Origin of the sequence: Mycolicibacter icosiumassiliensis, assembly GCF_900078685.2 — a bacterium.
GTDB lineage: Bacteria > Actinomycetota > Actinomycetes > Mycobacteriales > Mycobacteriaceae > Mycobacterium > Mycobacterium icosiumassiliensis.
In genome coordinates this window covers 2171942-2196837 of sequence record NZ_LT546166.1, presented here as the reverse complement: position 1 = coordinate 2196837, position 24896 = coordinate 2171942, and the positions used below count along the sequence as shown (strand labels likewise).

22 protein-coding genes and 1 pseudogene are annotated in these 24896 nt (G+C 66.7%); 7 read left to right on the top strand and 16 right to left on the bottom strand.

Annotated elements, in window-relative coordinates; all coding sequences use genetic code 11:
* The first annotated feature begins 29 nt into the window (after positions 1-29).
* On the top strand, positions 30-803 hold the full coding sequence (locus tag BN4346_RS34360) for a PIG-L deacetylase family protein (protein WP_067971725.1): 774 nt from the start codon (positions 30-32) through the stop codon (positions 801-803).
* 114 nt (positions 804-917) lie between these two features.
* On the opposite strand, the gene mutM is transcribed toward BN4346_RS34360, so the two are convergent.
* The 4 genes from mutM to sepIVA are packed head-to-tail and all read right to left on the bottom strand — an operon-like array spanning position 918 to position 3877.
* The gene (gene mutM, locus BN4346_RS34355) at positions 918-1763 is read right to left on the bottom strand and encodes a bifunctional DNA-formamidopyrimidine glycosylase/DNA-(apurinic or apyrimidinic site) lyase (protein WP_067971723.1); all 846 of its coding nucleotides are present in this window, start codon (positions 1761-1763) and stop codon (positions 918-920) included.
* A 3-nt stretch (positions 1764-1766) separates the two neighbouring features.
* Positions 1767-2495: a ribonuclease III gene (rnc, locus tag BN4346_RS34350; protein ID WP_067971716.1), complete on the bottom strand. Its 729-nt coding sequence runs from the start codon at positions 2493-2495 to the stop codon at positions 1767-1769.
* Positions 2492-3100, bottom strand: coding sequence for a YceD family protein (locus BN4346_RS34345; protein ID WP_078058602.1), 609 nt, complete (start codon positions 3098-3100; stop codon positions 2492-2494). Before BN4346_RS34345 ends, rnc begins: the two co-directional genes overlap by 4 nt.
* Positions 3101-3139: 39 nt before the next feature.
* A complete protein-coding gene (sepIVA, locus tag BN4346_RS34340; protein WP_067971711.1) occupies positions 3140-3877 on the bottom strand; it encodes a cell division protein SepIVA in 738 nt (245 codons plus the stop codon).
* Positions 3878-4020: 143 nt separating this feature from the next.
* On the opposite strand from sepIVA, the gene purU reads away from it, so the two are divergent.
* Positions 4021-4962, top strand: coding sequence for a formyltetrahydrofolate deformylase (purU, locus tag BN4346_RS34335; RefSeq protein ID WP_235653622.1), 942 nt, complete (start codon positions 4021-4023; stop codon positions 4960-4962).
* Between the two features lie 41 nt (positions 4963-5003).
* Positions 5004-5558, top strand: coding sequence for a DUF4334 domain-containing protein (locus BN4346_RS34330; protein WP_067971708.1), 555 nt, complete (start codon positions 5004-5006; stop codon positions 5556-5558).
* Here BN4346_RS34330 and BN4346_RS34325 read toward each other — a convergent pair.
* The 3 genes from BN4346_RS34325 to BN4346_RS34315 are packed head-to-tail and all read right to left on the bottom strand — an operon-like array spanning position 5555 to position 8879.
* Positions 5555-7540: a 5-oxoprolinase/urea amidolyase family protein gene (locus BN4346_RS34325; protein ID WP_067971705.1), complete on the bottom strand. Its 1986-nt coding sequence runs from the start codon at positions 7538-7540 to the stop codon at positions 5555-5557. The genes BN4346_RS34330 and BN4346_RS34325 overlap by 4 nt on opposite strands.
* The gene (locus BN4346_RS34320) at positions 7537-8142 is read right to left on the bottom strand and encodes an urea amidolyase associated protein UAAP2 (protein ID WP_067971702.1); all 606 of its coding nucleotides are present in this window, start codon (positions 8140-8142) and stop codon (positions 7537-7539) included. The genes BN4346_RS34325 and BN4346_RS34320 overlap by 4 nt, the downstream gene beginning before the upstream one ends.
* Positions 8136-8879 (bottom strand): DUF1989 domain-containing protein, encoded by a 744-nt coding sequence (locus BN4346_RS34315; RefSeq protein WP_067971697.1) that lies wholly within the window; start codon positions 8877-8879, stop codon positions 8136-8138. Before BN4346_RS34315 ends, BN4346_RS34320 begins: the two co-directional genes overlap by 7 nt.
* A 78-nt stretch (positions 8880-8957) precedes the next feature.
* Between BN4346_RS34315 and BN4346_RS34310 the strand changes: the two are divergent.
* A pseudogene (locus BN4346_RS34310) lies at positions 8958-9473 on the top strand (TetR/AcrR family transcriptional regulator); the annotation flags it as partial.
* Here the strand turns inward: BN4346_RS34310 and BN4346_RS49735 are convergent.
* Together BN4346_RS49735 and BN4346_RS34305 are read right to left on the bottom strand one after the other, a co-directional pair.
* A complete protein-coding gene (locus BN4346_RS49735) occupies positions 9386-9679 on the bottom strand; it encodes a PGRS repeat-containing protein (RefSeq protein ID WP_327344904.1) in 294 nt (97 codons plus the stop codon). The pseudogene BN4346_RS34310 and the gene BN4346_RS49735 overlap by 88 nt on opposite strands.
* Before the next feature lie 1262 nt (positions 9680-10941).
* Positions 10942-11271: a hypothetical protein gene (locus tag BN4346_RS34305; RefSeq protein WP_235653621.1), complete on the bottom strand. Its 330-nt coding sequence runs from the start codon at positions 11269-11271 to the stop codon at positions 10942-10944.
* Positions 11272-11617: 346 nt separating this feature from the next.
* Here BN4346_RS34305 and BN4346_RS34300 point away from each other — a divergent pair, with 346 nt between their 5' ends.
* Positions 11618-12700: an IS110 family RNA-guided transposase gene (locus BN4346_RS34300; RefSeq protein ID WP_167666218.1), complete on the top strand. Its 1083-nt coding sequence runs from the start codon at positions 11618-11620 to the stop codon at positions 12698-12700.
* Positions 12701-13140: 440 nt separating this feature from the next.
* Here the strand turns inward: BN4346_RS34300 and BN4346_RS34295 are convergent, their stop codons facing one another.
* The 5 genes from BN4346_RS34295 to BN4346_RS34275 all read right to left on the bottom strand — a co-directional run bounded on the left by BN4346_RS34295 (position 13141) and on the right by BN4346_RS34275 (position 18831).
* Positions 13141-14778 (bottom strand): diflavin oxidoreductase, encoded by a 1638-nt coding sequence (locus BN4346_RS34295; RefSeq protein WP_067971690.1) that lies wholly within the window; start codon positions 14776-14778, stop codon positions 13141-13143.
* Complete coding sequence (locus BN4346_RS34290; RefSeq protein WP_067971687.1) at positions 14775-15584, bottom strand: iron reductase; 810 nt, start codon at positions 15582-15584, stop codon at positions 14775-14777. Before BN4346_RS34290 ends, BN4346_RS34295 begins: the two co-directional genes overlap by 4 nt.
* Positions 15585-15692: 108 nt before the next feature.
* The gene (locus BN4346_RS34285) at positions 15693-16424 is read right to left on the bottom strand and encodes a sirohydrochlorin chelatase (protein ID WP_067971684.1); all 732 of its coding nucleotides are present in this window, start codon (positions 16422-16424) and stop codon (positions 15693-15695) included.
* A complete protein-coding gene (locus BN4346_RS34280; RefSeq protein ID WP_067971681.1) occupies positions 16403-17167 on the bottom strand; it encodes a phosphoadenylyl-sulfate reductase in 765 nt (254 codons plus the stop codon). Before BN4346_RS34280 ends, BN4346_RS34285 begins: the two co-directional genes overlap by 22 nt.
* On the bottom strand, positions 17164-18831 hold the full coding sequence (locus tag BN4346_RS34275; protein WP_067971677.1) for a nitrite/sulfite reductase: 1668 nt from the start codon (positions 18829-18831) through the stop codon (positions 17164-17166). Before BN4346_RS34275 ends, BN4346_RS34280 begins: the two co-directional genes overlap by 4 nt.
* A gap of 641 nt (positions 18832-19472) precedes the next feature.
* On the opposite strand from BN4346_RS34275, the gene trxB reads away from it, so the two are divergent.
* On the top strand, positions 19473-20477 hold the full coding sequence (gene trxB / locus BN4346_RS34270; protein ID WP_067971674.1) for a thioredoxin-disulfide reductase: 1005 nt from the start codon (positions 19473-19475) through the stop codon (positions 20475-20477).
* Here trxB and BN4346_RS49730 read toward each other — a convergent pair.
* Together BN4346_RS49730 and BN4346_RS34260 are read right to left on the bottom strand one after the other, a co-directional pair.
* The gene (locus BN4346_RS49730; RefSeq protein WP_067971671.1) at positions 20446-21456 is read right to left on the bottom strand and encodes a PPE family protein, SVP subgroup; all 1011 of its coding nucleotides are present in this window, start codon (positions 21454-21456) and stop codon (positions 20446-20448) included. The genes trxB and BN4346_RS49730 overlap by 32 nt on opposite strands.
* An 80-nt stretch (positions 21457-21536) precedes the next feature.
* Positions 21537-22763: a PPE family protein gene (locus BN4346_RS34260; RefSeq protein WP_067972418.1), complete on the bottom strand. Its 1227-nt coding sequence runs from the start codon at positions 22761-22763 to the stop codon at positions 21537-21539.
* 528 nt (positions 22764-23291) lie between these two features.
* Between BN4346_RS34260 and BN4346_RS34255 the strand changes: the two genes are divergently transcribed.
* The gene (locus tag BN4346_RS34255) at positions 23292-24536 is read left to right on the top strand and encodes an IS701 family transposase (RefSeq protein WP_067972415.1); all 1245 of its coding nucleotides are present in this window, start codon (positions 23292-23294) and stop codon (positions 24534-24536) included.
* Positions 24537-24896 lie beyond the last annotated feature (360 nt).

The following is a 24896-nucleotide window of genomic DNA, read 5'->3' as shown; positions in this document are numbered from 1 at the left end:
GCCGGCCGACGCGGGCATACTGGGCTGCTATGGCGACGGTGGTCGCATTTCACGCCCATCCCGACGACGAGGCGATTCTGACCGGGGGAACTCTGGCGCGGGCGGCCGCTGAGGGGCATCGCGTCGTCGTGGTGGTGGCAACCGATGGACGCGTCAATGACGGCGACGGCGATCGGCTGGGCGAATTGCACGCGAGTGCAACGGCCCTCGGCGCACACCGAGTCGAATGTCTGGGCTATGCCGACAGCGGCTTCGGGGCGGAGTTCTATCCCGACCCACCGGGGCGGGTCAGGTTCGCCCGCGCCGACATCGAGGAGGCGGCGCAGCGACTGGCAGTCATCTTGCGTGACGAAGACGCGGACCTGCTCCTGAGCTACCAGCCCAACGGCGGCTACGGCCACCGTGATCACGTGCGGGTTCATCATGTCGGTAAGCGGGCTGCGCAGATGGCGGCGACGCCGCGCGTGCTCGAAGCGACGATGCCCCGGGAGATGTTGACCCGGGTCGCGTGTGGCGCTCGTTTACTGCACCTGCCGGCGCCTTACGAGCGAGAGGTGGTGCGCACCGCGTACGCACCGGAGTCGAGCATCACGCACCAAATCAACGTGTTTCGGTTTGCCCGGCAGAAGCGGGACGCCTTCGCCGCGCACCGCTCTCAGATCGGTGCCAGTGCCGCCGCGGCACGCCTGTTCGCGGTGCTGATGCGGCTTCCCCCACAGGTGGCCGGACTGATGCTCGGCCGGGAGTGGTTCGTCGATCCGGATCTGCCACCGGGCCGGGTGTACCACGACATCTTCGAGTAATCGAAGGCTGGTCGCCGCGGCGTGTGGCCCGCTACGGCGCGAGCGTGCGCAGAATGCCACGATTTTTCCGGCGTGTTGGCGTGCAAACGCGCACTCGCCGAATGAGAACTAAAGTCAGCGTTGGCAATTCGGGCAGAAGTACGACGATCGGTTCATGAACTTCGCCCGGCGGATCGGCGTCCCACAACGCCGGCACGGCTCGTCTTCACGGCCGTAGGCGTCCAGTGACCGGCTGAAGTAGCCGGATTCACCGTTGACGTTGACGTAGAGCGAATCGAACGAGGTGCCCCCGGCGGCCAGTGCGTCGTTCATCACCTCTGCTGCGGCACTCAGCAGCGCCCGAAGCCGCCGCCGGGACAGCCCGTCGGCCATTCGGGTGCCGCGAATCCCGGCCCGCCACAGCGCTTCGTCGGCGTAGATGTTTCCGATACCCGACACCATGGTCTGGTCGAGCAGCTGGCGTTTGATCTCGGAATGCTTGCGCCGCAGCACTTCGACCACCGATTCGGCATCAAAGCGCGGGTCCAGCGGGTCGCGCGCCAGGTGAGCGACCGGCACCGGCAGCACGCTGCCATCCACGGCGACCAGATCGGTGAGCTGCCATCCGCCGAAAGTCCGCTGGTCGACGAAGCTGACCTTGGTAGCGTCGTCGAGCACGGCGGCGATCCGCAGGTGCCTGGTGTCGGGCAACTCCCCCAGCAGCATCTGACCGCTCATCCCCAGGTGCACCACCAGCGCCTCGTCGGCCGCGGGCCCGCTCAGCAGCAGCCACAGGTATTTGCCCCGCCGGTCGGTACCGGTGATCCGGGCGCCCAGCAGCCGGCCGGTCAGGTCGGCGGGGCCGGCCTCGTGCCGGCGCACCGCCCGCGGATGGTGCACCCGCACCCCGGTGATCGTGCGTCCGACCAGGTGCTCGTTCAGGCCACGCCGAACCACCTCGACCTCGGGGAGTTCGGGCATTCTCTAGACCTGCGGTGTTTCGTTCACCGCGGCCGGGGTGTCCGAGGCGTCCAACGCCTGCCAGGCCGCTGCCGCAGCCTTCTGTTCGGCTTCCTTCTTGGTCCGGCCCACCCCGGTGCCGTACGCGGTGTCCGATACGACGGCGGTCGCGGTGAACTCGCGGTCGTGGTCGGGCCCGGTGGAGGTGACCTGATAGGACGGCACACCCAGACCGCGGGCGGCCGTCAGTTCCTGCAGGCTGGTCTTCCAGTCCAGGCCGGCACCCAGCGTGGCGGCGGTGTCGAGCAGCGGACCGAACAGGCGCAGGATCACCTCTCGGGCGGTGTCGATTCCGTGCTGGAGATACACCGCTCCCAGCAGGGACTCCATCCCGTCGGCCAGGATGCTGGATTTGTCGGCGCCGCCGGTGTTTTCCTCCCCCCGGCCGAGCAGCAGGTGGGCCCCCAGGCCGTCTTCGGTCAGGCCCCGTGCCACATCGGCCAAGGCGGAGGTGTTGACCACACTGGAGCGCAGCTTGGCGAGGTCGCCCTCGGGTTTATCCGGGTGGCGGTGGAACAGCTCGTCGGTAATGGTCAGTCCCAGCACGGAATCACCGAGGAATTCCAGGCGCTCATTGGTGGGCAGGCCGCCGTTCTCGTAGGCGTAACTGCGATGCGTGACGGCCAGGGTGAGCAGGTCGTCGGCGAGATCGACGCCGAGTGCATCCAGCACGGCTTGCCGGGGACGGCTCACCGCTCACCGTCGTCGCTCGACGCGGCGTCGTCCTGCGGTTCCAGCATTCCCGCCAATTTGGACCAGCGCGGATCGATCTTGTCGTGGTGATGGCCGGGTTCGGCGGTGGACAGCGCCACCCCGCAGTCCGGGCACAGTCCCGGGCAGTCCGGGTCGCACAGCGGGGACAACGGCAGCGCCAGGCCGACCGCGTCGACGATGGCCTGTTCGAGGTCTACCGCGTCATCGACGACACGACCCATCTCGTCATCGTCCGTGGTGGCGTCGGTGGTGCTGTCGGGGTAGGCGAACAACTCAGTCAGCTCGACCTCGACATTGCCGGTCAGTGGTTGCAGGCAACGCGCGCATTCGCCCGCGGTGCGCGCTGAGACCACGCCGCTGACCAGAACGCCCTCGGAGACCGACTCCATCCGCAGATCCAGATCGATGGCGCCATCCGCAGGAATCGCCACCAGATCCAGCCCGATGCGGGTGGGGCTGACCCGCTGCTCCTGCAGGGGCATCAACGCACCGGGACGCCGTCCCAATCGGGAGACATTGACCACGAACGGCGCAGGCAGCTGCCGTCGTGCTGCCTTCAAACCTGCGTCAGGGTGCCTCGCCATGCCGCGATTCTACGCAGCGCGTTTCGCGGCGTTCGCGGGTCAGCGAGTCGCGTAGTCGTGCGTGCCCGCGGCGGTACGCAGTTGGTGACGACCGCGGTTGATCGAACGCAGCGTGCCGTTGAGGAAGTCCTCGAATTCGGCCAGCTTGGCGTCGACGTAGATGTCGCATTCGCCGCGCATCCGGTCGGCCTCGGCGTGGGCCGAATCGATCAGCCGGGTGGATTCGGCGCGCGCCGAGGTCACCACCTCGTTCTGCGAAACCAGCCGCTGCTGCTCCTTGATGCCCTCTTGGACGGCCTTCTCGTAAGCGGCGTTGCCGTTCTCGACCAGTCGGTCGCATTCGGCCTGGGCGCGGCTGGTGGCGGTCTCGAACTCGCGCTTGGCGGTGGCGCTCAGCCGGGCCGCTTCCTCGCGGGCTTCGCCGAGCATCCGCTCGCTGTGTCCGCGGGCCTCGGCCACCATCCGGTCAGCCTGTCCCTTGGCGTCGGCCAGCAACCGGTCGGCCTCCGCGCGCGCGTGGCTGACCAGCGAGTCGGCTTCGGCGGTGGCCGAGCCGACCATCGACTCCGCGTGCTCCTTGGCCTCGTTGAGGACCGAGTCACGGGCGTCAAGCACGTCTTGGGCGTCGTCCAGCTCGCCGGGGATGGCGTCGCGGATGTCGTCGATCAACTCCAGGACGTCACCGCGGGGTACCACGCAGCCTGCCGTCATGGGCACGCCACGGGCCTCTTCGACAATGGAGCCCAGTTCATCAAGGGCTTCGAACACTCGGTACACGGCAGCACCCTCCAGGCATAGTTGTTGTTACTAGTGTGCCCTGTGTTACGCGTGTGACTGTGTTAGTCGCCCGGTGTGTCGGATTCTCGTCCACTGCACCGGTAGCCTGACCCGTTGAAGTCGGCGATCGGCGAAGGGCGGCCATGACGAACGGTTCCGGGGGCCACGGGGGCACCGCGACACCAGGGCAGACTCCACAGGGGTATCCGCAGCAGTCCGGCGCCCAAGCGACCACCGATATCGGCCGGCTGCTGCTGAGCTGCCGGGACAGTCACGGCATCATCGCCGCGGTCAGCGCCTTTCTTGCCGAGGCCGGAGCCAACATCATCTCGCTCGATCAGCACTCGACCGCTTTCGAAGACGGGACCTTTGTGCAGCGGGCGATCTTTCACCTGCCTGGCCTGCCAGCGGCCCTCGACGGGCTCCAGGAGCGGTTCGGCGCCACGGTGGCTCAGCGGTTCGCGATGGACTACCGGTTCACCGAGGCCGCCAAGCCCAAGCGGGTGGCGATCATGGCGTCCAAGACCGACCACTGTCTACTGGATCTGTTGTGGCGCAACCGCCGCGGCGAGCTGGAGATGAACGTGGCGATGGTGATCTCCAATCACCCGGAGCTGGCTGAGCAGGTACGCCCGTTCGGGGTGCCGTTCTTCCACATCCCCGCCACCCGCGACAATCGCGCAGAGGCCGAACAGCGCCAGCTGCAGTTGCTCTGCGGCAACGTGGATCTGGTGGTATTGGCCCGCTACATGCAGATCATCACCGGCGACTTCATCGAGGCGGTGGGCTGTCCGCTGATCAACATCCACCATTCCTTCCTGCCGGCGTTCATTGGCGCAGCGCCCTATCAGCGAGCCCGGGAACGCGGCGTGAAACTGATCGGCGCGACCGCGCACTACGTCACCGAGGTGCTCGACGAGGGTCCGATCATCGAGCAGGACGTGGTGCGGGTGGACCACACCCACAGCGTCACCGATCTGGTGCGGTTGGGCGCCGACGTCGAGCGCGCGGTGTTGTCACGGGCGGTGCAATGGCACTGCCAGGACCGGGTGATCCGGGTGGGCAACGAGACGGTGGTGCTCTAAGCGGCTCCCGGAGTTGACGGCTGTCAAGTACGGTGAAGCGCATGGCTGTACAGGACTTGTTTTCGACAGTGCCGACGACCACCGCGCAGGCCTGTGAGATCTTCGACGCCGCCGAGGCAGTCGACCCCGATTCCATGCTCGGTACCTGGCATGGCTTCGAGCTGCCGACCGGCCACCCCCTCGATGGGCTGTTGGCCGCGACGGGCTGGTGGGGCAAGCAGTTCGTGGATGCCGAGACGGTCCATCCGCTGTTGTTCCCTACCCGAGACGGTGCTGCGCTGTGGGCGTTCAACCCGGTGCTGGCGTTCAGCGTTCTTGGGCTCGCCACGAAGCTGCCGGCGCTGAAGAACCACTCGTTTCTGGGGCCGATCAACACGCTGGCGCCTCTGCTGCGGACCCGGTCGCCCAGGGCCCGGCTGCGCACCACGCGGTTCCGCGGAGTCGACAGCGCCACGATGGTCTACGACCAGGCGCCGGTCAACGATGTCTTCCGCCGGCTCACCGATGACGCGGTGATCGGCGCGATGGACCTGCGGGGCTCGGCCCGCCCTTATTTCTTCGTGCTCTGCCGCGACGACTCACTGAAACTGGCTTAACCGCGGGCGATTTCGCCGGCCTCGTGCCACGCATTGCGTTCCGCGGCGAACGCGGACGTTTGTTGCCGACGAAATCCGGCGATGCTCTCGGCGTTGCCGTCCAAGAACCGGCGGTAGGCCGGCAGTGAGAACTCGCCGGCGGCGATCTGCACCCGGCCACGTCCGGCCGCCATGTCGGCTCGTAGCTCCAGTAGCTCCTCGGCTGCTACCGGATAGAAGCTGATGCGGTCGAAGTAGCGCAGCAGCCACGGAGTTTCAGGATCGAACAGGCCGGCGGTGGCGTGCCGGTGGTTCCATACCTGGGTGGTGCGCCCGACGAACTGATAGCCGCCGGGTCCCTCGATGCCGTAGATGCATAGGTAGGCGCCGCCGATCCCGACGGCGTTCTCCGGGGTCCAGGTGCGGGCCGGGTTGTATTTGGTGGTCACCAGCCGGTGTCGGGGATCCAGCGGGGTGGCCACCGGTGCGCCGAGGTAGATGTCGCCCAGACCCAGCACCAGGTACTGCGCATCGAACACGATGTCGTACACCTGCGCGAGGTCGTCGAGTCCGTTGATGCGCCGGATGAATTCGATGTTCGACGGACACCACGGCGCGTCGGGTCGCACGCCGTACATGTAGCGGCGAATGGCCTCATGTGTCGCGGGGTCGTCCCAGCTCAGCGGCAGGAGCACCGAGCGGCTCGGCACCACCAGTTCGTCGCAGGGCGGCAGCGCGTCGTCGATGGCCGCCACCTCGTCGATCACCTCGGCACACGAGTACTGGCCGGGGTCGAACTGGATCTGTAGTGACCGCACACCGGGAGTCAGTTCGGCCAACCCGAGCAGCTCACGTTCACGCAGTTGGTCGTAGAGCACCTGTACCCGCGCCCGCAGCGCCAAATCCAGTGTCATCGGTCCGTATTCGAGCAGAACCCCGCAGTCACCGGCGCGCCGCAGGGTGACGGCCGTCCCGTCGCGGCCGGTGTAGCGTTGCAGCACTCCGTCGTCGCCGTCGCCGGCGCGGGAGATCACGGCGGGCAATGCCGCGCGCCGCTGCACATTCAGCGCTGCTGTCGGTGGGGCGTAGTCGGCACGGATCGGCACCAACCGCACGGTGTCGCCGGGCGAGAGCTGGCCCAGTTTCCATCGGTCGCCGCGGACCACCGTCACCGGGCAGACGAATCCGCCCAGACTGGGGCCGTCGGGACCGAGCAGGATCGGGGTGTCACCGGTGAAATCCAGTGCCCCGATGCTGTACGCGGTGTCGTGAATGTTGGACGGGTGTAGGCCGGCCTCCCCACCGTCGGGACGGGCCCATCGCGGCTTCGGCCCGACCAGCCGCACACCGGTGCGGTCGGAGTTGAAGTGCACGGTGTAGTCGGTGGTGGTCAGGGTCGTCATGTCGGCGCGGGTCATGAACTCCGGTGCGGCGTGCGGCCCTTCGGTCGCCGCGAGCTCCCAGTGCCGCCCGATGCTGGGCTGGATCTGGCTCGGAGCGCGGGTGAGCTTCGGTGGGGCACCGCCTCGGCCGACGGCGCTGAGTCGATCCGACTCACGCAGCGCCCGGCCGTGCAAGCCACCGAACACGCCCTGGGTGAATGTTGCCGCGCTGCCCAGGAATTCCGGTGCGGCGATACCGCCCTCGACCAGGACGTAGCAGCGCATCCCGGGCCCGGGTATCACCCCGACCTCGAGCAGTCCACCGGCGGGTATCTGCACCGACTGCCATTGCGGAACAGCGGCACCGTCCAGACTGACCGGCACCGCGGCACCGGTGACGCACACCCAGGCGGGGCTCGAAAAGCGCAGGACGGGTCCGGCTTTGGTGCATTCCAAACCTGCTGCACCTTCGGGGTTTCCCAGTACCTGGTTGCCGATGCGAAACGACAGGTCGTCCATCGGTCCGGACGGCGGCACCCCGACATGCCAGTAGCCGACCCGCCCGGGCCAGTCCTGCACAGTGGTGAACATGCCCGGCGAGACCACCTCGATGCCGATCATGTTCGGGTGATCACCATCCGCACCGGTGTCGGGTCAAAGCCGTTGCACGGGTTGTTGATCTGCGGGCAGTTCGACACCAGGACCAGGGTGTCGATCTCGGCGCGCAGGGTCAGACTCTTGCCCGGAGCGGAGAGGCCGTCGACGATGCCCAGCGTGCCGTCGGCTTCGACGGGGACGTTCATGAACCAGTTGATGTTGGAGACGATGTCGCGTTTGCCCAGACCCCACCGGGCTCCCTCGGCGAGGAAATTCTCCACGCAGGCGTGCTGGTGGGCCGTGTGGTGCCCGTAGCGCAGGGTGTTGGATTCCTGCGAGCAGGCTCCGGCGAGGGTGTCGTGGTTGCCGACGTCATCGGCGACGACGGTCATCAGAGCGGTGCCGTCGGCGCTGCGCAGCACCGAGCCGGTGCTTAAGAAGATGTTGCGCGCTGCGGCGACGGTGGCCTGGGCGCTGTAGCGGCGGGTGTGGTCGGCGGCGTCGTAGAGCAGGCAGTCCACCGCCTGGTTGCCGTGCAGGTCGATGATCTGCAGCAGGTCGCCGGCGCGCACCACTGCAGACCAGGGCGCCCGGGCCGCCACGACCTCGTCGGAGATGATCACCATGCCCGCACCACCGCTTCGGTGTTCTGTACCGCGCGTAGGTATTCCGGGTCCTGGTTGGGCAGCGCGGCCAGTTGTTCACCGGCGCTCCAAGCCAGGACGTCCAGTGCGGTCGCGGGCGGGGCCGGATCCAGCGGATGCGCGGCATTGGCGACCACCAGCACCACCGGAAGGTGGATCAGCAGGTCGACCGCGGCGCCCGGTCCCGCGGATCCGGTGAATTCCAGTGCGCCGCTGACGGGGTCGACGCGTACTCCGCGAAACAGCGACAACGATGGTGCCACGTCTCGAATGTCCATGCCGTGCTTGAGCGCGCCCAGCAGCAGCAGTTGGCGGCCGGTGGCGTCCGGGCCGCAGAGCATGTCGTGCTGCCCCGAGGAGTCAGCGACGACGGTGGCCAGCACGCGCCCCTGATCGGACAACAACGGATGGCCGACACCGAGGTAGGCCTGCCACGGCACCTTCATGGTGTCGGCGACATTGAGCCGTTCCCAGGGCGCCTCGGCGCGGTACAGCAGCAGATTCGCGCACGCGCCGCCCTCGATGTCGATCAGCCGGATCCGGCTGCCGCGGGCCAGCACTTTGGTGGCGTAACCGTTCGCCGGGATCGACTCGGCCCAGATCATCGTCGCCGGGTCAACATCGTCCGGGGCCGCCGGGATGCGCATTGCTGCCTGCTGCGCCTGAGCGCGCGCATGCCGGCGTGCGCCGTCGGTGGAATCGGTGCGTGCGTTGTCCATGACCAGGAAGCTAGCACATTTTCTATCAACTGATAGTTTTTAGCGCGCCGGGCCTCGGCGCGTGATAGGCAGTAAGGCGTGCAGACCGATCGACGGGGGCGTCCCCGACTGGTGGCTTCCAGCAGGCCGGGCCGCAGCGCGCGCGACGAGATCCTCGATGCCGCGGCGGAGTTGTTCACCACCGTCGGCTACGCCGCCACCTCGACCCGGCGCATCGCCGAGAGCGTCGGGATTCGGCAGGCCTCGCTGTATCACCACTTCGCCGCCAAAGACGACATCCTCGATGCGCTGCTGGCCGACACCGTCGACACCTCGGTGCAGCTGGCCGCCGAGCTGCTGGCCGAGGGCGGGCCGAGTGCTCCTCGGTTACACACGCTCGTGGTCGCCGATACCGCGCAATTGTGCGGTGGCGCCTGGAATCTGGGCACCCTGTACCTACTGCCAGAACTGCGCCTCGAGCGCTTCGCCGCCTTCCGCCGGCGCCGCGGCGAATTGCGCAGCCACTATCACGAGCTGTCGCGGGCGGTGATCGCCGACCACAACGGTCCCGCCGACGCCGACGACCTGCCATTTCGGTTGGTGGAGGCGGTGATCAACCGCCCACCGGCCACACCATCGTCGGTGCTGCTCCAGCCGGTGCCGCCGTCACCGAAGATCCAACCGCCAGCGCCGCCGTCGACATTGGTCTCAGAGCCGTCGACGCCGTTGCAGATCAAGCCACAAGAACCACCGAAAGCAAACAACGGGTTGATGAATTCGTTGACCGTCGAGCCCAACGGACTGTCAATCCAGTCCTGCATCGCAGCATGCAACGGCAGATAAAAATCGTTCTGGAACCAATCGGCAAAATCAGTACCGACAGCCGCGCCGGGCAGATCATCAGCGCTGAACAGTGCCGCTAGGTCAAGCGTCGAAGCCGAGTCCGGACCGACCCACGAGCTGGGATCAAACACGGCGCCCCAGGCAGCCGGATCCAACAGATCGCCAAAGAAGTCGTCGAATTCTGCGTGCGCGACCGGAGCTGATGCCCACGTCGCCAACCCGAACGCCGCCGATGCCCCCACGGTCATCCCTGCTGCCGCCGCTCGCCGCAGCCGCGTTCCTGAGCGGATCTTCCCCATGCCTATCAGCTCCTTTTAAGCTTTGCTCTGGCCATGGTAGCGAGTCTTGAGGCACCCTGCATCCCACCGCAGAATCCAACAGCCACCACGCCTGAAGTTGAGAGCCAGCCAGGTCTTCCCAATACGCGGCATACATGCTGGTTTAGACTGGCCGTCCAGATATCGGGCTGCGCCGCGCGCCACCATCGCGGCGGCCATATCCGCCGAAGGACTCCCAAGAGCCCCCGGAACACGGCTGGTTACGGCGCCAGACATACCGGCTCGGTTTAGCAGCAACCAAGCCAAAGTTGCGAAGTCGATGGGTGGACCCAAGCTGTTCGAGGACGTTCACGTCTTGGGCGATCACCGGCGCTGATGCCGCGATCGGGGTAGAACAGTGTCACGGCCAGCGCCAATGAAAGCTCTCCAAGCGACTATCTGTGGCCTAGACGGAGGCAGTGAAATGTATCTGAGGGCAACGGGACAGCGAGGTTGCATAGTTCTATCGGACCAGGTCGAATCATTCTCGCTGGCGATGCCCTACGTGACGGTAAATCGGCGACCCCCGTAGGACAACGTAGGCGATGAACAAGCTGCGACGTCCGACGAAGGTCGGGCAGGTGCTGCGGCAGTCCGGCGCGGTGGCGACAGCAATCAGGACCGACGAAGGGCTGTGCTGGATGGTGCGTCGTGAACGTGACGGTCTCGTTCGGGTGACAAGGTGTCTTGCACACACCCGCCATTGGAAGCCATAGTGACGCTGTTTTACCCCGATTGCAGCAACAACAACTGGCATTCAGACAGCGATGCCGTCAGCTTTCTTGAACAGCTTGCGCCCGAAGGATTCAGCGGCATGTGCCACAAGGTGTCCGAGGGCAACTATTACGAAGACCGATTCTGGCCCACAGTTCAAAGGTGGTGCCTGGCCAACGACTTTCCGCTTATCGGTTACCACTACGTGACTACTGACGACCCCGCGTCGCAGGCAGACACGTAGCCAACCTAACTGCTGTGGTCGCGGCCAGCTTGGCGGGAACGTCGATGACCTCGACGCCGTCGGCGGCCAACTGCCGGGTCAACGGTGCGCCGAGGCCGGCTGCACCTTCGATCGCCCACACCGGTTGCTTCCACTGCTGAGCATATCTACGGAGCTGGCGGTAACCCTCGGCGCTGACTTCCACCCGAAGGACGTCCAGTGGTCGGAGCCCGGCGTCGATGACGGCGGCAGTCCAGGATGCCTTGTGCGGGTCGACTGCGATGACGACACGGTCGGTTGGAGATGATGGAAGCACGGTCGACTGTTCCTCCTTGCGGTCATTGATGATGCGAGCGCAGGGAGGGCACACCAACTTTCGGCTTTGCAGGCCTCTCTTCAGCCACTCCCGGCCAGCGGCCCCGACCCGGGACGCAAGCCGTCTAAGAGCCAACCCGACTGGGCGGCAGGTATGAGAGCGAGCGATCCCGAACCGGCACCTCGGAGATCCGGGCTGCAGACCCCGATCACCTGGGGCCTATTGAACAAGTTGGTATGGAGGCGACTTGAGGCCGAAGGCCTCGGGCTGCAATCGGACGTGGGTTGCCGGTATCGAGTGAAAACTCGCACTGGTAGAGCCACAGTTGCAGATCAGGAGGCCTCCGGTGAGTTTCAACGGTACGAGTGTCGGGTTGGACGTGCACGCGCTTTCGGTGGTTGCGCATGCCGTCGATGAAGAAACGGGTCGAGTTGAGCGGGCGCGGCTGTGCCCGGACCATGGCGAGATCCTCGATTGGTTGCACCGGTTGCGCGCTCCGGTGCGGGTGGCCTATGAGGCCGGGCCGACGGGCTTCGGGTTGGCGCGGGCGTTGGCTGCAGCCCAGATCGACTGTGTGGTCGCTGCGCCATCGAAGTTGATTCGACCTGGTGGTGACCGCATCAAGACCGACGCCCGCGACGCGGCGCACTTGACCCGCTTGCTGCGCGTGGGTGAGATCACCGCGGTCACGGTGCCTGAGGCTGAGGTGGAGGCGGTTCGAGACCTGGTGCGCGCCCGCGAAGATGCCCGTGCGGATCTGATGCGGGTTCGGCATCGCTTGTCCAAACTGTTGCTGCGCCAGGGCCGGGTGTATTCGGGCGGCAAGGCCTGGACCGGAGTCCACGAAACCTGGCTGCGGCGGCAACGATTCGCCGATCACCACACTGCTGCCGCTTTCGATCACCACTTCGACGCGGTGCTGTCAACGACGGCAGCCCGAGATCGCCTTGACGAGCAGATCGTCACGGTCGCGGCTTCGCCGCGCTGGACTGATTCAGTCGACCGGTTGGGGTGCTTGCGTGGCATCCCAGCGCTGACCGGGCTGGCGTTGAGCGTGGAGATCGGCGACTGGACCCGGTTCACTGGTGCCTCAATCGGCGCCTATGTCGGTTTGGTGCCCACCGAGTACTCCTCGGGCAGTTCTCGCGTGCAGGGGTCGGTCACCAAGGCCGGCAATGCTCACGTGCGACGGCTGTTGGTCGAGGCGGCCTGGCACCACCGTGCTGATTACCGCAACCCGGGCCCGACGATGCGGGCCCGCTGGGCCAAGGTCGACCCCGCACTCAAGGACCGTGGCCACGCCGGAAACCGGCGGCTGCACCAGCAGTGGTGCCAGTTCAACGAACGCAAGAAACCCCATGTGGTGGCCAATGTCGCGGTCGCCCGCCAGCTCGCCGGGTGGTGCTGGTCATTGGCCACGCTGGCCTGAACGCAGTCAACCGAACTTGATCGGAGCCAGCCGGTCGACGGCGAGGTAGGCGAACTGGATCTGCGTTACAGCTATGAGCAACAACGACATTCATCGAATGCTGACGTGACGCCCGTCCCTAGAGAGCAGCCACCCGTTCGCGCCGAACCATCGTCTTGCGGTAACCAACCCGCGTATATCAGTCTGACACCACCGTCGTTGACCAACGACCGCCGCGGCACGGACTGACCCCGATCAAACGAAAGCCGCCCCGGGGCGGCTTTCACCTGCCTATTGACAAAGGATGCCTACATATCAGCTGTATTGGCCACCGACGTTGGTGACGGCATAGCCTGGTGACATAACGAAGACCTCCGAGTGAAGTGCGAGCTGACACTGCCGCTGAGAAAGCGGCACGCAGCGTGAGACTCTAGAGATCACGCGGGGGAGGGTTAGTAGGGTTAGTAGACGTCCCGCAGATAGCGGTGAGTCTTGATGAGCTGGTTGACATACGCGTGCGCCGCAGCGGTGTCCATGTTGCCGGCGCTGGCCACGATGGCGTGCAGTGCGGCATCGACGTCCTTGGCCATGCGTTCGGCATCACCGCACACGTAGAGCTGCGCACCCTCTTCCAGCCAGCCGAAGAGCTCGGCTGAGTTCTCCCACATGCGTTGCTGGACATACCGGTTCGGTGCGTCGGCGGCACCGTCGCGGGAGAACGCGAGGTCGAGTCGGGATAGCACGCCCGACTTGAGGTAGTCCTCGAACTCCTCGCGGTAGAGGAAGTCATCGGCCCGGCGCCGGTTCCCGAAGAATAGCCACGACCGTCCCTTCGCGCCGGCGGCGCGGCGTTCTTGCAGGAATGCCCGAAATGGCGCCACCCCGGTCCCGGGGCCGATCATGATGACGGGGACATCGGGCCCGGGCAGGCGGAAGGACGCGGCGGGCCGCAGGTGTACGCGCACCGTGTCGGCGCGATCGGCCAGGAACGTGGTGGCCACACCGCCATAGTGACGGTCCGCCAGGGCATAACGCACGGTCGCGACGGTCAGGTGCACGTGGTCGGGGCTGACCAGCGGGCTCGAGGCGATCGAGTAGTCGCGGTATTGAAGTGGACGCAACGCGTCGATCACCTCGTCCGCAGTCAGGGTGCCCAGTCTGATCAGGTCGAGGATGTCCCTGCCGTAGAGCCAAGAGTCTTGTGCCGCATCGGGATTTCTGTCGAGAGCGGCTGCGGCATGTTGGTCGCGGCCGCGTGACGCCGTCAGCTCCCGCAGTGCCCGCGACGGCGTCCGTATCTCAAGGTGATGTGTGAGCAGCGCACCGAGGGGCTCGTCGTGGCCGGGCACCGTATGTTCGGGTCCCAGGCCGAATTCAGCCAGGATGGCGTCGACCAGGGCGGGATCGTTGGTCGGATGCACGGCCAGGGAATCGCCTGCGGCATAGGCGATGCCGGAGCCGGTGAGGTCCAGCTCGAAGTGCCGGACCTCCTTGTCGGCTCCGGGCGTTGTGAGTAGCCGGTTGACCAGTACGCGGGCTTCGAAGGGGTGGTCCCGGTCGGGGTTCGTCGGTGCGTCCGCACCGGGGGAATGTGCCTCGCGGCTGGATACCACGACGCCGGCAGCGGGGGCGGTGTGCTCGGCTGCCAGGAGCTTGACGACGTCGGTGGTCCAGGCGGCGGCCGGTTTGGCATAGGAGCCGTCGATGTCGACACGTTCGGCCAACCGGGTGGCGCCCAGTTGTTCCAGACGTGCGTCGAGCAGTCGGCCCGCGTTGCAGAACAGGTCGTAGCCGGTGTCGCCGAGGGCGAGCACCGCGAAACTCAGGTGTTCCAGACGGTCGGCGGCCTCGGCGCTCAGGGCCTCCCAGAACAGCGTGGCGTTGTCGGGAAACTCGCCGTCGCCCCAGGTCGAGGTGACGACGATGAGGTGGGTGGCCGATTGCAGCTCGGCGATGTCCACTTGGTTGAGTTCGACGGCTTCGGCGCTGAGACCGGTGGTCTCTTCGAAGGCCTCGGCGAAGGACATGGCGGCGTCCTCGGCGTTGCCCATGTCGCTGCCGTAGCCGACCACCATCGAGAAGTCGGGGCGAGAGCTCACAGTTGTTGCCCGCCCGAACTCGACACAGTGCTGGGGACCCGGCGAAGAGCTGTCCTCGGCTGGATTGCCGACATGGCCGGCCCCCGTACCGGCAGGCCGAAGCCGACCATCGCGTCCAGGATGGCCTGACTTCGCCGGAAGCTGATGGCCTCGTCCTGCTCGGTGCGGCGTGGCAGCTGGGCGGCCGCCACCACCACCGTCGAACCCAGAAGCTGCCACATCGACGAGATCGAGATCGCGCCCTCGCACACCGAGTGGAGCCAGACGAACAGCGGCGCCAGGGTTCGGTGGCAGCGGTGCGCCGCCCAGGTGGTCAGGGCCGACTCGCTCGGCAGCACCACCACCGTGTCGGTCTGGCAGTGCTCGCCTTTCTTATGGATCCAGGGATCGTCGGGAAGCACCCGCACGGTCGGGTCGACAACAGCCACCCAGTCGATGTCGTTCTCCCGGTCGAAGTGCACCCACAGGTTCTCCAGGCCCGCGTCCCACGCGCGTCCCTCGAGAAGCACCAGGTGGAGAAGCCGACCCAGTACTTCGTGGATCAGGCGCGCAGCCAACACGTTTCCGGCCGCTCGGCGGTCGGTCATGGCGGCGGTCTCGTCGAAACGGACCCGCAGGCGATCGATGGTGAAAACCGAATCCAACGGGAACCATCGGCGCTTGTTGACGTCAGCGAGAACCGCGACACCGTAAGTCCGCGGGCAATGCGGATGGAGCTGGCGAAGCCTGGTACATGATTCGTGCAGCGCGAAATGCCGACGGATTACCATTCTCGCGATAAGGGGATCCTCGCCCGTGGACGTCACCCAAGCTCCTTACGTAGGTTAGGCTAACCATACTAAGGGTGAAGGGTGGCGATGTGCGCTGTGACGGGTTTCACTACTGCGGAGCGGTCTTTGGCTGACCGTCGCCGGTCAGGCGGCGGACCGCGCCGTCAGGATGTCTTCGACGCGGTCCAGCACGGTCGCGGCTACCAGGCGGTGTGCGCCGAGTGGCTCGGCCATTGGGATGCCGGCGTGTGCGGCGTAGGTGGCGAGTCGGTCGGTGATTCTGCCGTGCGCCAGGAACCACGGGGCGATCATCAGCTTGGTGGCACCGCGTTTCCGTAAGCGTTCGACGGCTTCGGGTACCGAGGGCTGGGGGCCGTCGGTGGCGAAGGCGACTTCTACTCCGGCCCAACGTGTTCCGTGGGAAAGGGGGGCTGCGATGGTGGCGGTCTGTGCGTTGGCTGTCGCGTGCGAGGAGCCCACCGCGACGACCACCACGCCCAGCTCCGGGTCGAATCGTGAGGCACCGGCGCTCGTGAGGCGTTCACCGAGCACCTGTACTAGGCGGGTGTCCTCGCCTAGCGTCGAGGTGACCCGTACGTCAGCGCCGGAGGCCGTGATCATCGCCGGAATGTCGATGCGGGCGTGGTAGGCGCTGGCCAGCAGCAGGGGGACGACGACGGTGTCGCTGGTGCTTTCGTGCAGCACGTCGCGCAGGTTCGGGGTGCTGTGTTCGCAGAACGCCACCCGCACGGTGTATTCGGGTGCTACCCGGCGCAGGTGTCCGGCGATCGCACCGGTGTTGGCCGCCGAGCGTGGATCCCGGCTGCCGTGTGCGGTCAGCACCAGCGTGGTGGTCACGGGGCGTGCAGCCCGCATTCGGTTTTGGCCAGGCCGGCCCAGCGTCCGCTGCGCGCGTCGCTGCCCGGCGCCGGCTTGGCGGTGCATGGCGCGCAGCCGATCGACGGGTAGCCCTCGTCGATCGACGGGTAGCCCTCGTCGACCAGCGGATTGACCAGAACCTGGTGTTTGGCGATGTAGTCGTCCATGTCCTGGTCGGTCCAGGCAGCCAGCGGATTGATCTTGACCAGTTTGAACTGTTCGTCGAAGCTGATCAGCGGGGCGTTGGCGCGGGTGGGGGAATCGACCCGGCGCAGCCCGGTCACCCACGCCGAGTAGCCGCGCAGTGTGGTGGTCAGCGGGATGACCTTGCGTAGCCGACAGCATTCGCCGGCGTCGCGGGTGAACAAGTCCTTGCCCAGCAGTTGATCTTGCTGTTCCACGGTGTATTCGGGCGTGACGTTGAGGATCCGCACGTCGTAGACGGCCTCGACGGCATCGCGGGTGCCGAGCGTTTCGGCGAAGTGGTAGCCGGTGTCGAGGAATAGCACCGGCACGCCCGGGCGCACCTTGGCGGCCAGATCGACCAACACCGCGTCCTGCATGGCGCAAGCCACCACGTAGTTGCAGGTCGCCGCCCCGCGGGGACCGTGCACGCCGCCGAAAGTCTGGTCGGTCCAGCGCAACAAGGCGGTGGCATCGGCGCCGTCGAGCTCGGCCGCGCCACGCTCGGCGATTTCGCGCAGTTCTGATTCACTCGGTCCGCCGGCGTTCTCGCTCATCGCAGTTCGGCTTCGTCGACCCGCATCGCCCACTGTGCGAACCGTTCGCCGTCGGTGCGCTGTTTGACGAAGTTGCGCATGACCCGATCGATGTAGTCGCCGAGCTCGTCGCTGGTCACCTTGTGCTGGCGCAGTTTACGGCCGAACCCGCTGTCCAGGCCGAGGCTGCCACCCAGATGCACCTGGAACCCCTCCACCGAGCCGCCGTGTCCGTCGTCGACCATCTGGCCCTTGAATCCGATGTCGGCGACCTGAATGCGGGCGCATGAGTTGGGGCATCCGTTGATGTGCACGGTCACCGGAACGTCGAGCCGCGCGTTGAGGTCGTCGAGGCGTTTCTCCAGCTCGGGCACCAGGGTTTGAGCGCGCACCCGGGTTTCGGCGAACGACAGCTTGCAGTACTCGATCCCGGTGCAGGCCATCAGGTTCTTCCGCCAATGTGAGGGGCGCGATGGCAGGCCCAGCGCATCCAGGCCCGCGACCAACGCGTCGACCTTGTCGTCGGCCACATCGAGGATGACCAGCTTCTGATACGGGGTGAAGCGGGCCCGGTCCGAACCGGCCTGCTCCATCAGGTCGGCCACCGCGGCCAGCAGGGTGCCCGACACCCGCCCGGCGATCGGGGCAACCCCGACGGCGTTGAGGCCGTTCTTGAGCTTCTGCACCCCGACGTGGTCGATGGGGTGTTTGACGGGCTCGGGTGCCGGGCCGTCGATCAGCCTGCGGTTGAGGTACTCCTGCTCGAGAACTTCCCTAAATTTTTCAGGCCCCCAGTCCTTGACCAGGAACTTCAGCCGGGCCTTGGCGCGCAGCCGCCGGTAGCCGTAGTCGCGGAACAGTCGGGTCACCGCCTCCCACACGTCAGGCACCTCGTCGAGGGGCACCCACGCCCCAACCCGCTGAGCCATCATCGGGTTAGTCGACAGGCCGCCGCCCACCCACAGGTCCAGGCCGGGGCCGTGCTCGGGGTGGTTCACCCCGATGAACGCCACGTCGTGGGTCTCGTGGGAGACGTCCTGCAGACCCGAGATCGCCGTCTTGTATTTGCGGGGCAGGTTGGCGTACTCGGGGTTGTCCATGAAGCGGCGCAGGATCTCGTCGATCGCGGGGGAGGGGTCGAGGACTTCGTCGACCGCGTCGCCGGCCAATGGCGATCCGTGGATGGCACGCGGGCAGTCACCGCAGGCCTCGGTGGTCGTCAAACCGACGGAGGCCAGCCGGTCCCAGATCGCCGGCACGTCTTCGACACGGATCCAATGGAATTGCACGTTCTCCCGGTCGCCGATGTCGGCGGTGTCGCGGGCGAACTGCGTCGAGACCTGGCCCAGGGTGCGTAGGGTGGCCGCGGTCATCGGCTTACCGTCGGAACGCACCCGCATCATGAAGTATTTGGCTTCGAGGGTGTCGATGTTCTCGTCGCCGGTCCAGGTGCCGTCATAGCCCTGCTCCCGCTGGGTGTAGAGCCCCATCCAGCGGAACCGTCCCCGCAGGTCGGCCTTGTCGATGCTGTCGAAGCCCTGCTCGGAGTAGACGTTGAGGATCCGATCCCGCACGTTCAGCGGTGCATCGTCGTACTTGATCTGCTCGGAATCGTTGAGCGGTTCGCGCTCACCGAGCGCCCACTGGCCCTGGCTGCGAGCCTTGGCGGGAGGGATTGTGGTCATGGGCGAAGCTCTCCTTGGACGAGGGTCAGCGGCCTGGGCCGGGCGCATGGAGCGGGTGCCGGAGTCCGCGAGGTGATCGCGGTCGGTGGCCCACAAGGTGTGCGTCGAAAACCACGCTGTTTTCTGTCTTTCGACGGCTTACGTTCTCCAGCGTGTACCTCCCGTGCCGTGGGCGGTAGCGGCCTTATCGTTGTGAGCTCACAACAAATCGTTGTGGCTCTCCGGGCCGGCCGGCCGTAGCCGCCCGCGGCGATCAGCCCGGTGGCATCGGTGTCGGCATGCGGTGTATGAGGCGCCGAACGCCGCTGACGACCAGGGTTTCGACGGTGCCGCACTGAGCCCGATGGGGGCTGAAACCGCTGAGCAGCCAATGATTTCAGGTGGTTTCGGTGGAATCGCTCCGACGGGTCCGGAGCCGGGATTCGACGTCTGCCGGTGCGGTCGGTCTTGCGCTGGGTGCAGGCCGCGGGTGGTGCAAAAGTCTTACATGTCAGCTATATAGCGTTAACTCAACGTTTACGAGAGGCGGCCCGGATGGCGTCGTCTCGAGGTACGGCGCGGTGTATCAGGCTGGCGCGCTGGCCAATTGCCCCTAGGCTGAAGCGAGTGCAGCGGCTGAACGTTGCACCGGGAAGGCTGTCATGAGTGGCACACCTGCAGTTGCAGACCTGATCGTCATCGGTTCCGGCCCCGCCGGCTACACCGCGGCCATCTATGCCGCGCGGGCTCAGCTGACGCCAATCGTCTTTGAGGGCACGTCGTTCGGGGGCGCGTTGATGACGACCACCGAGGTGGAGAACTATCCCGGCTTCCGCGACGGCATCCAGGGTCCGGAGCTGATGGACCAGATGCGTGAGCAGGCGCTGCGCTTTGGTGCCGAGCTGCGGATGCAGGATGTGGAGTCGGTGGAGCTGAGCGGTCCGATCAAGTCGGTGACGACGGCCGAGGGACAAACCTATCGGGCCCGTGCGGTGATCCTGGCGATGGGCGCCGCGGCGCGCTACCTCCGGGTTTCCGGCGAGCAGGACTTGCTGGGCAAGGGTGTCAGCTCGTGTGCGACCTGCGACGGCTTCTTTTTCCGGGACCAGGACATCGCGGTGATCGGCGGCGGCGATTCGGCGATGGAAGAGGCCACTTTCTTGACCCGCTTCGCCCGTAGTGTGACGTTGGTGCACCGCCGCGAGGAGTTCCGGGCATCGAGGATCATGCTGGAGCGGGCCCGCGGCAATGACAAGATCCGCTTTCTGACCAACAAGACCGTCGAAGCCGTCGACGGGGACACCACTGTGACCGGTTTGCGGTTGCGCGACAACAGGACTGGCGAAGAAGGCAGGTTGGCGGTCACCGGCGTTTTCGTGGCGATCGGTCACGACCCGCGTTCGGAGCTGGTGCGCGGGGCCGTCGAGGTCGACGCGGACGGCTACGTCCAGGTGCGCCAACCCACCACCGCCACCTCGTTGGCAGGCGTGTTCGCCGCCGGTGACCTGGTGGACCGCACCTACCGGCAGGCGGTCACCGCGGCCGGCACCGGGTGTGCGGCAGCAATCGACGCCGAACGCTGGCTAGCCGAATCGGCGGATCCCCGGGAGAACACCGCCGACGCGCTGATCGGCGTTAGCCGCCGGCGGTCGGGCGGGGCATCCTGAAGCGGCGATCCCGCATGGCCAGCACCTTTTTTTGAGCGCCCGGTGCCGGCACGCCCCGCACGGGGCCGACGCTTGATGGTGCAGGCCCGCTGGCCGCGGTCGCCGACGGGTCTGCCCAGGCCGGCAGGGCCCGTAAGCCGGTTCCCGCCGAAGGCGGCACCTCGACCGCGGTGGTGGTGGCCGGTGTTGCCGAGATCCAGATGTGTGGAACGGACAGCTTGCCGACGACGGCCGCCCGGCCGGTGCCGGCTAGAACCGGGCCGCGCTGGCCGATCCCACCGGGCGGGGTTGCCGGGCCGGTCGCGACGAGTTGCGGGGTCTCCTTGCCGCCCGCCACCGGATTATGCGCTTCGAAATCCGACTTGGCCGCGTACACCAAGTTACCCAGCTGGAATGCGGAGTAGGTCCACTGCCAGGTCGGGGTCAGCGGTCCCGCCAGGGTGTTGAAGTCGCTGAAGGCGGTCAACAGCGGGGTCAGTGTCTCGCTCAGCGCGCTCGCCGCCGAGGCCGCGCCGGCGTAGCCATACATCGCGGTGGCGTCCTGTGCCCACATTTCGGCATAGGCCGCCTCCGCCGCGGCGATCGCGGGCGTGTTTTGCCCGAGAACGTTGGTCGCGATCAGCAACATCAACAGCGCGCGGTTGGCCTCGATCACCGGCGGGGGCACGGTGGCGGCGAACGCGGATTCGTAGGCGGCCGCCGCGGTGGTGGCCTGGGCGGCTGATTGTTGAGCCTGGGCCGATGTTTCGGTCAGCCACGCGACATAGGGAGCGGCCGCGGCCGTCATCGACGTCGCCGACGGACCCTGCCAGCACCGCGTCAGGTCCGCGGTCACGGTCTGGTAAGCACCGGCCGTCGCACCCAGCTGCTCGGCCACCGCGTTCCAGGCCGCCGCGGTGGCCCTCAGGGGAGCCGCTCCCGGGCCGGCATACATCCGCGCAGAGTTGACCTCGGGCGGTAGTGCTCCGAAGTCAGCCATGAACGGTGTCTTTCGCAATCGTCGGTCCCACGGCGGCAACACCGGTGTTGCCGCCGCGGTCGGTAGGAAGCACTCCGGGGTTATCCGCCAATGGCAGGACGGGGCATCTTGAAACGGCGCGGCCCGACGCGCAGGACGCTGCTCACCGAGGTACGCGACGCGGCACCGGCCGCGGCGCCGACACCGGCCGGCGTCGCGGCTATCGTGGCCGGGCTCGCCCCGGCGGACGGGGGCGCCGCGAGATTGGTCTCCGGCAGCCACAGCGGCTCGTTACCGAGCAGGGGCGCCGACGTCGGCGGCGCCCGGCTGCGTGGCACCGACAATCCGCCCACCGGTGTCGACCCGCCCAGCTCGGCCACCACCGCACCGCGAAGGCCGGCCGAACCGGGTACGGACGTCTGAGGTGCACCAGCAGGGGCGCTCGGCTGGGCGGGTGTGGTCGGTTTGGATTGCGGCGGGAGATGGGATTCGACATCCCGTTTCGCGGCATAGCTGAAACTGCCGGCCGATGTCCAGGTCCGGCTCAGGCCAGCGGCCAGGCTGACGGGCGACGCCACCGTATTGAAGTCGCTGAACACGCTCAGCAGGCTCGATGCCGACGCCGACGACGTGGACGCCGTCGTCGCGGCGGCGGTGCTGCTGGCGCCCCCGGCAGCCAGCGCTTGCAGTTGTTGCGGTACCGCGGCCATCGCCTGTGCCACGCTGGTTTGAGCGTTGCCGGCGGCTGAGGCGCCGACGGCATGTGCCACCGCGGCACGTTGGCCGGCTTCGCCGCCGGGGTTGGCGGTCTGCGGCGGCTCGGTGAAGGCGGTCAGCCGGGTCGCCGCGGCCGAGGATGCGGCATAGGCGTACATCGCCGCGGCGTCTTGTGCCCACATCTCGGCATAGGCGGCCTCGGCGGTGGCGATCGCCGGCGTGTTGCGTCCGAGGAAGTCGGTCGCCACCAAATTCGCCAACTCCGCGCGGTTGGCGGAGACAAACTTCGGCGGCACGGTCGCGGCGAAGGCCTCCTCATAGGCCGCCGCCGCCGTGCGTGCCCGGGAAGCCGCCTCCCTCGCGTGCAGGCCCAGGGTGGTCATCCAGACCAGGTAGGGGTTGACCGCACCGGTCATCGCCTCCGATGCGGCTCCCGACCATCCTCCGTCCTGCAGGGCCGAGATCACCGAGGAGTACGTGCGGGACGCCGTGTCGAGCTGGCTGGCCAGCCCCTCCCACGCGGCGGTGGCCGCCATCATCGGTCCTGAGCCCGGCCCGGAGTACATCCGGGCCGAATTGACTTCCGGCGGCAAGGCCCCAAAGTCCAGCATCGCGACTCCTTTCGTAACCCGTTCGAAATATTTCATTTCGATCGGTGGCGACAGCACATTGGCAGTTCCGGCAGATATTGGCGAGTATGGCCAGGCGGCGGATTCGACCAGGAATAGTCCGTCACCGACCCCGGAGGTCCGGATTGCCGCCAATAACCACAGCTGCCCCTTGCCCCACCGGGCGGCCTGGCCCGCGTTTCAGCCGGTTCGGTTACCCGGCCCCGCTAATCAACCGGCTGGCGTGGGGCATGACAAGGGTTGGCGCGTAAGTGGGTGAATATTCACAATTTCGCCTAGATAAATTTGGGACGTGGCGATCCCGTGCGAATATTCACGATTGTGATCTGAATAAATTCGCGGCGCTAGTACTGCAGCCGTAGTTCGGGGCTGGTGCGTTTCGGCGTGTCTGCGCTGGTAGGAGCGGTGGCCGGAGCATGTTCGGAGTTTGTGAAGACATCTGAATATGCCGCGGCCCCCGCGGCTGCCAGCGTAGACCCTGACCGGTGGTGGGATCAGTTCTCTGCGGTGATCGACCGGATCGCGCCGCGTTTCACCCGCTACGAACCGTTGCGACATGCTGCTGCACTGATGGCCGGGATGGCCTCGGGGCTGGACCGCAAGAATTGCTGGACAATCGCCGAACACCGCGGTGACGCCACCCCCGACGGTTTGCAGCATCTGCTGGCGCGGGCCAACTGGGACGCCGATGCGGTCCGCGATGATCTTCGCGATTACGTCATCGAGGCGTTCGGTGACCCGGCCGCAGTGCTGATTCTTGACGAGACCGGCGACGTCAAGAAGGGCACCGCGACCGTCGGAGTGCAACGCCAATACACCGGCACGGCCGGGCGCATTGAGAACTCCCAGGTCGCGGTGTATCTGACGTATGCCGCCCCGCGCGGGCATGCCCTGATCGACCGCGCCTTGTATCTGCCGCGCTGCTGGACCGATGACCCAGATCGCTGCGAGCAGGCGGGAATCCCTAGTGATAGCAGAGGATTTGCCACCAAACCTACCCTGGCTGCCGCCCTGATCGCCCGTGCGGTCGAGGCGAAAGTTCCGGCGGCCTGGGTGGCCGGCGACGAGGTCTACGGCGCCGACCCGAAACTGCGTGCCGCCATCCGCGGCCACGGCCTGGGTTATGTGCTGGCGGTGGCCGCCAACCGGCGAGTCCCTACCGCGGCTGGTCCGATCCGCGTCGATCAACTGCCCGCGCAGCTGCCGCCGTGGGCCTGGCAGAAACACTCCGCCGGTGCGGGCAGTCATGGGCAGCGCTACTACTCCTGGGCCTGGATCACCCTAGAACCCGAAGGCGGCACCGACACCGGTCACCACCATTTGCTGATCCGGCGCAACGACACCACCGGTGAGCTGGCCTATCTGCGCAGCTACTCCCCAGGTCGGACCACGCTGCACACCCTGGTCACCGTCGCCGGTCAACGCTGGCGCATCGAGGAATCCTTCCAAGCAGCCAAAGGGCTGACCGGCCTGGATCAGCACCAGGTGCGGCGCTGGCGCTCCTGGCACCGCTGGACCACCCTGGCCATGCTCACCCACGCCTTCCTCGCCGTGGCCACCGCCGCCGAACGCGACACCCATCCCACCCCGACCGGGCTGATTGCGTTGACCGTCAACGAATTCCGTCGACTTTTCGATATGCTGCTGCTGACCACCCGCCACACCATCGCCAGCCTGCTGGCCTGGTCACGATGGCGACGACGACACCAATACCGAGCCCGGCTCTCCCACTACCAGCGACAAGAAAACCAATGATCACGAACTACGGCTGCAGTACTAGGACCCTCGGCTGCGCCATTGCCGGTGTCTGCGGCGGTGCAGGCAGCCGCAGGCCGCCGTGGTCGAGCGCGGCTCAGACTCGTTGCTGACCAGCAGCTTCCGTGCATAATCACACTGTCCGGCGCGCCATGCTACCGTGCTGGACGCGTCCGGTCCGCCAATCTGGTTGCCAATCGACATTTCGCTGCTCTCCCACTGCGTTCTACGAAGAATGGCTGTAGAGACTGTGTGTCAGGTGTATTCGTTCTGAAGATGGGCTGCCTATCTGGTGTTCGCCGACGGCTCGTTCCGCACCCTGCGGTTGTTAAAGGGATCGTCGGCGGCCGGATCGCGGCT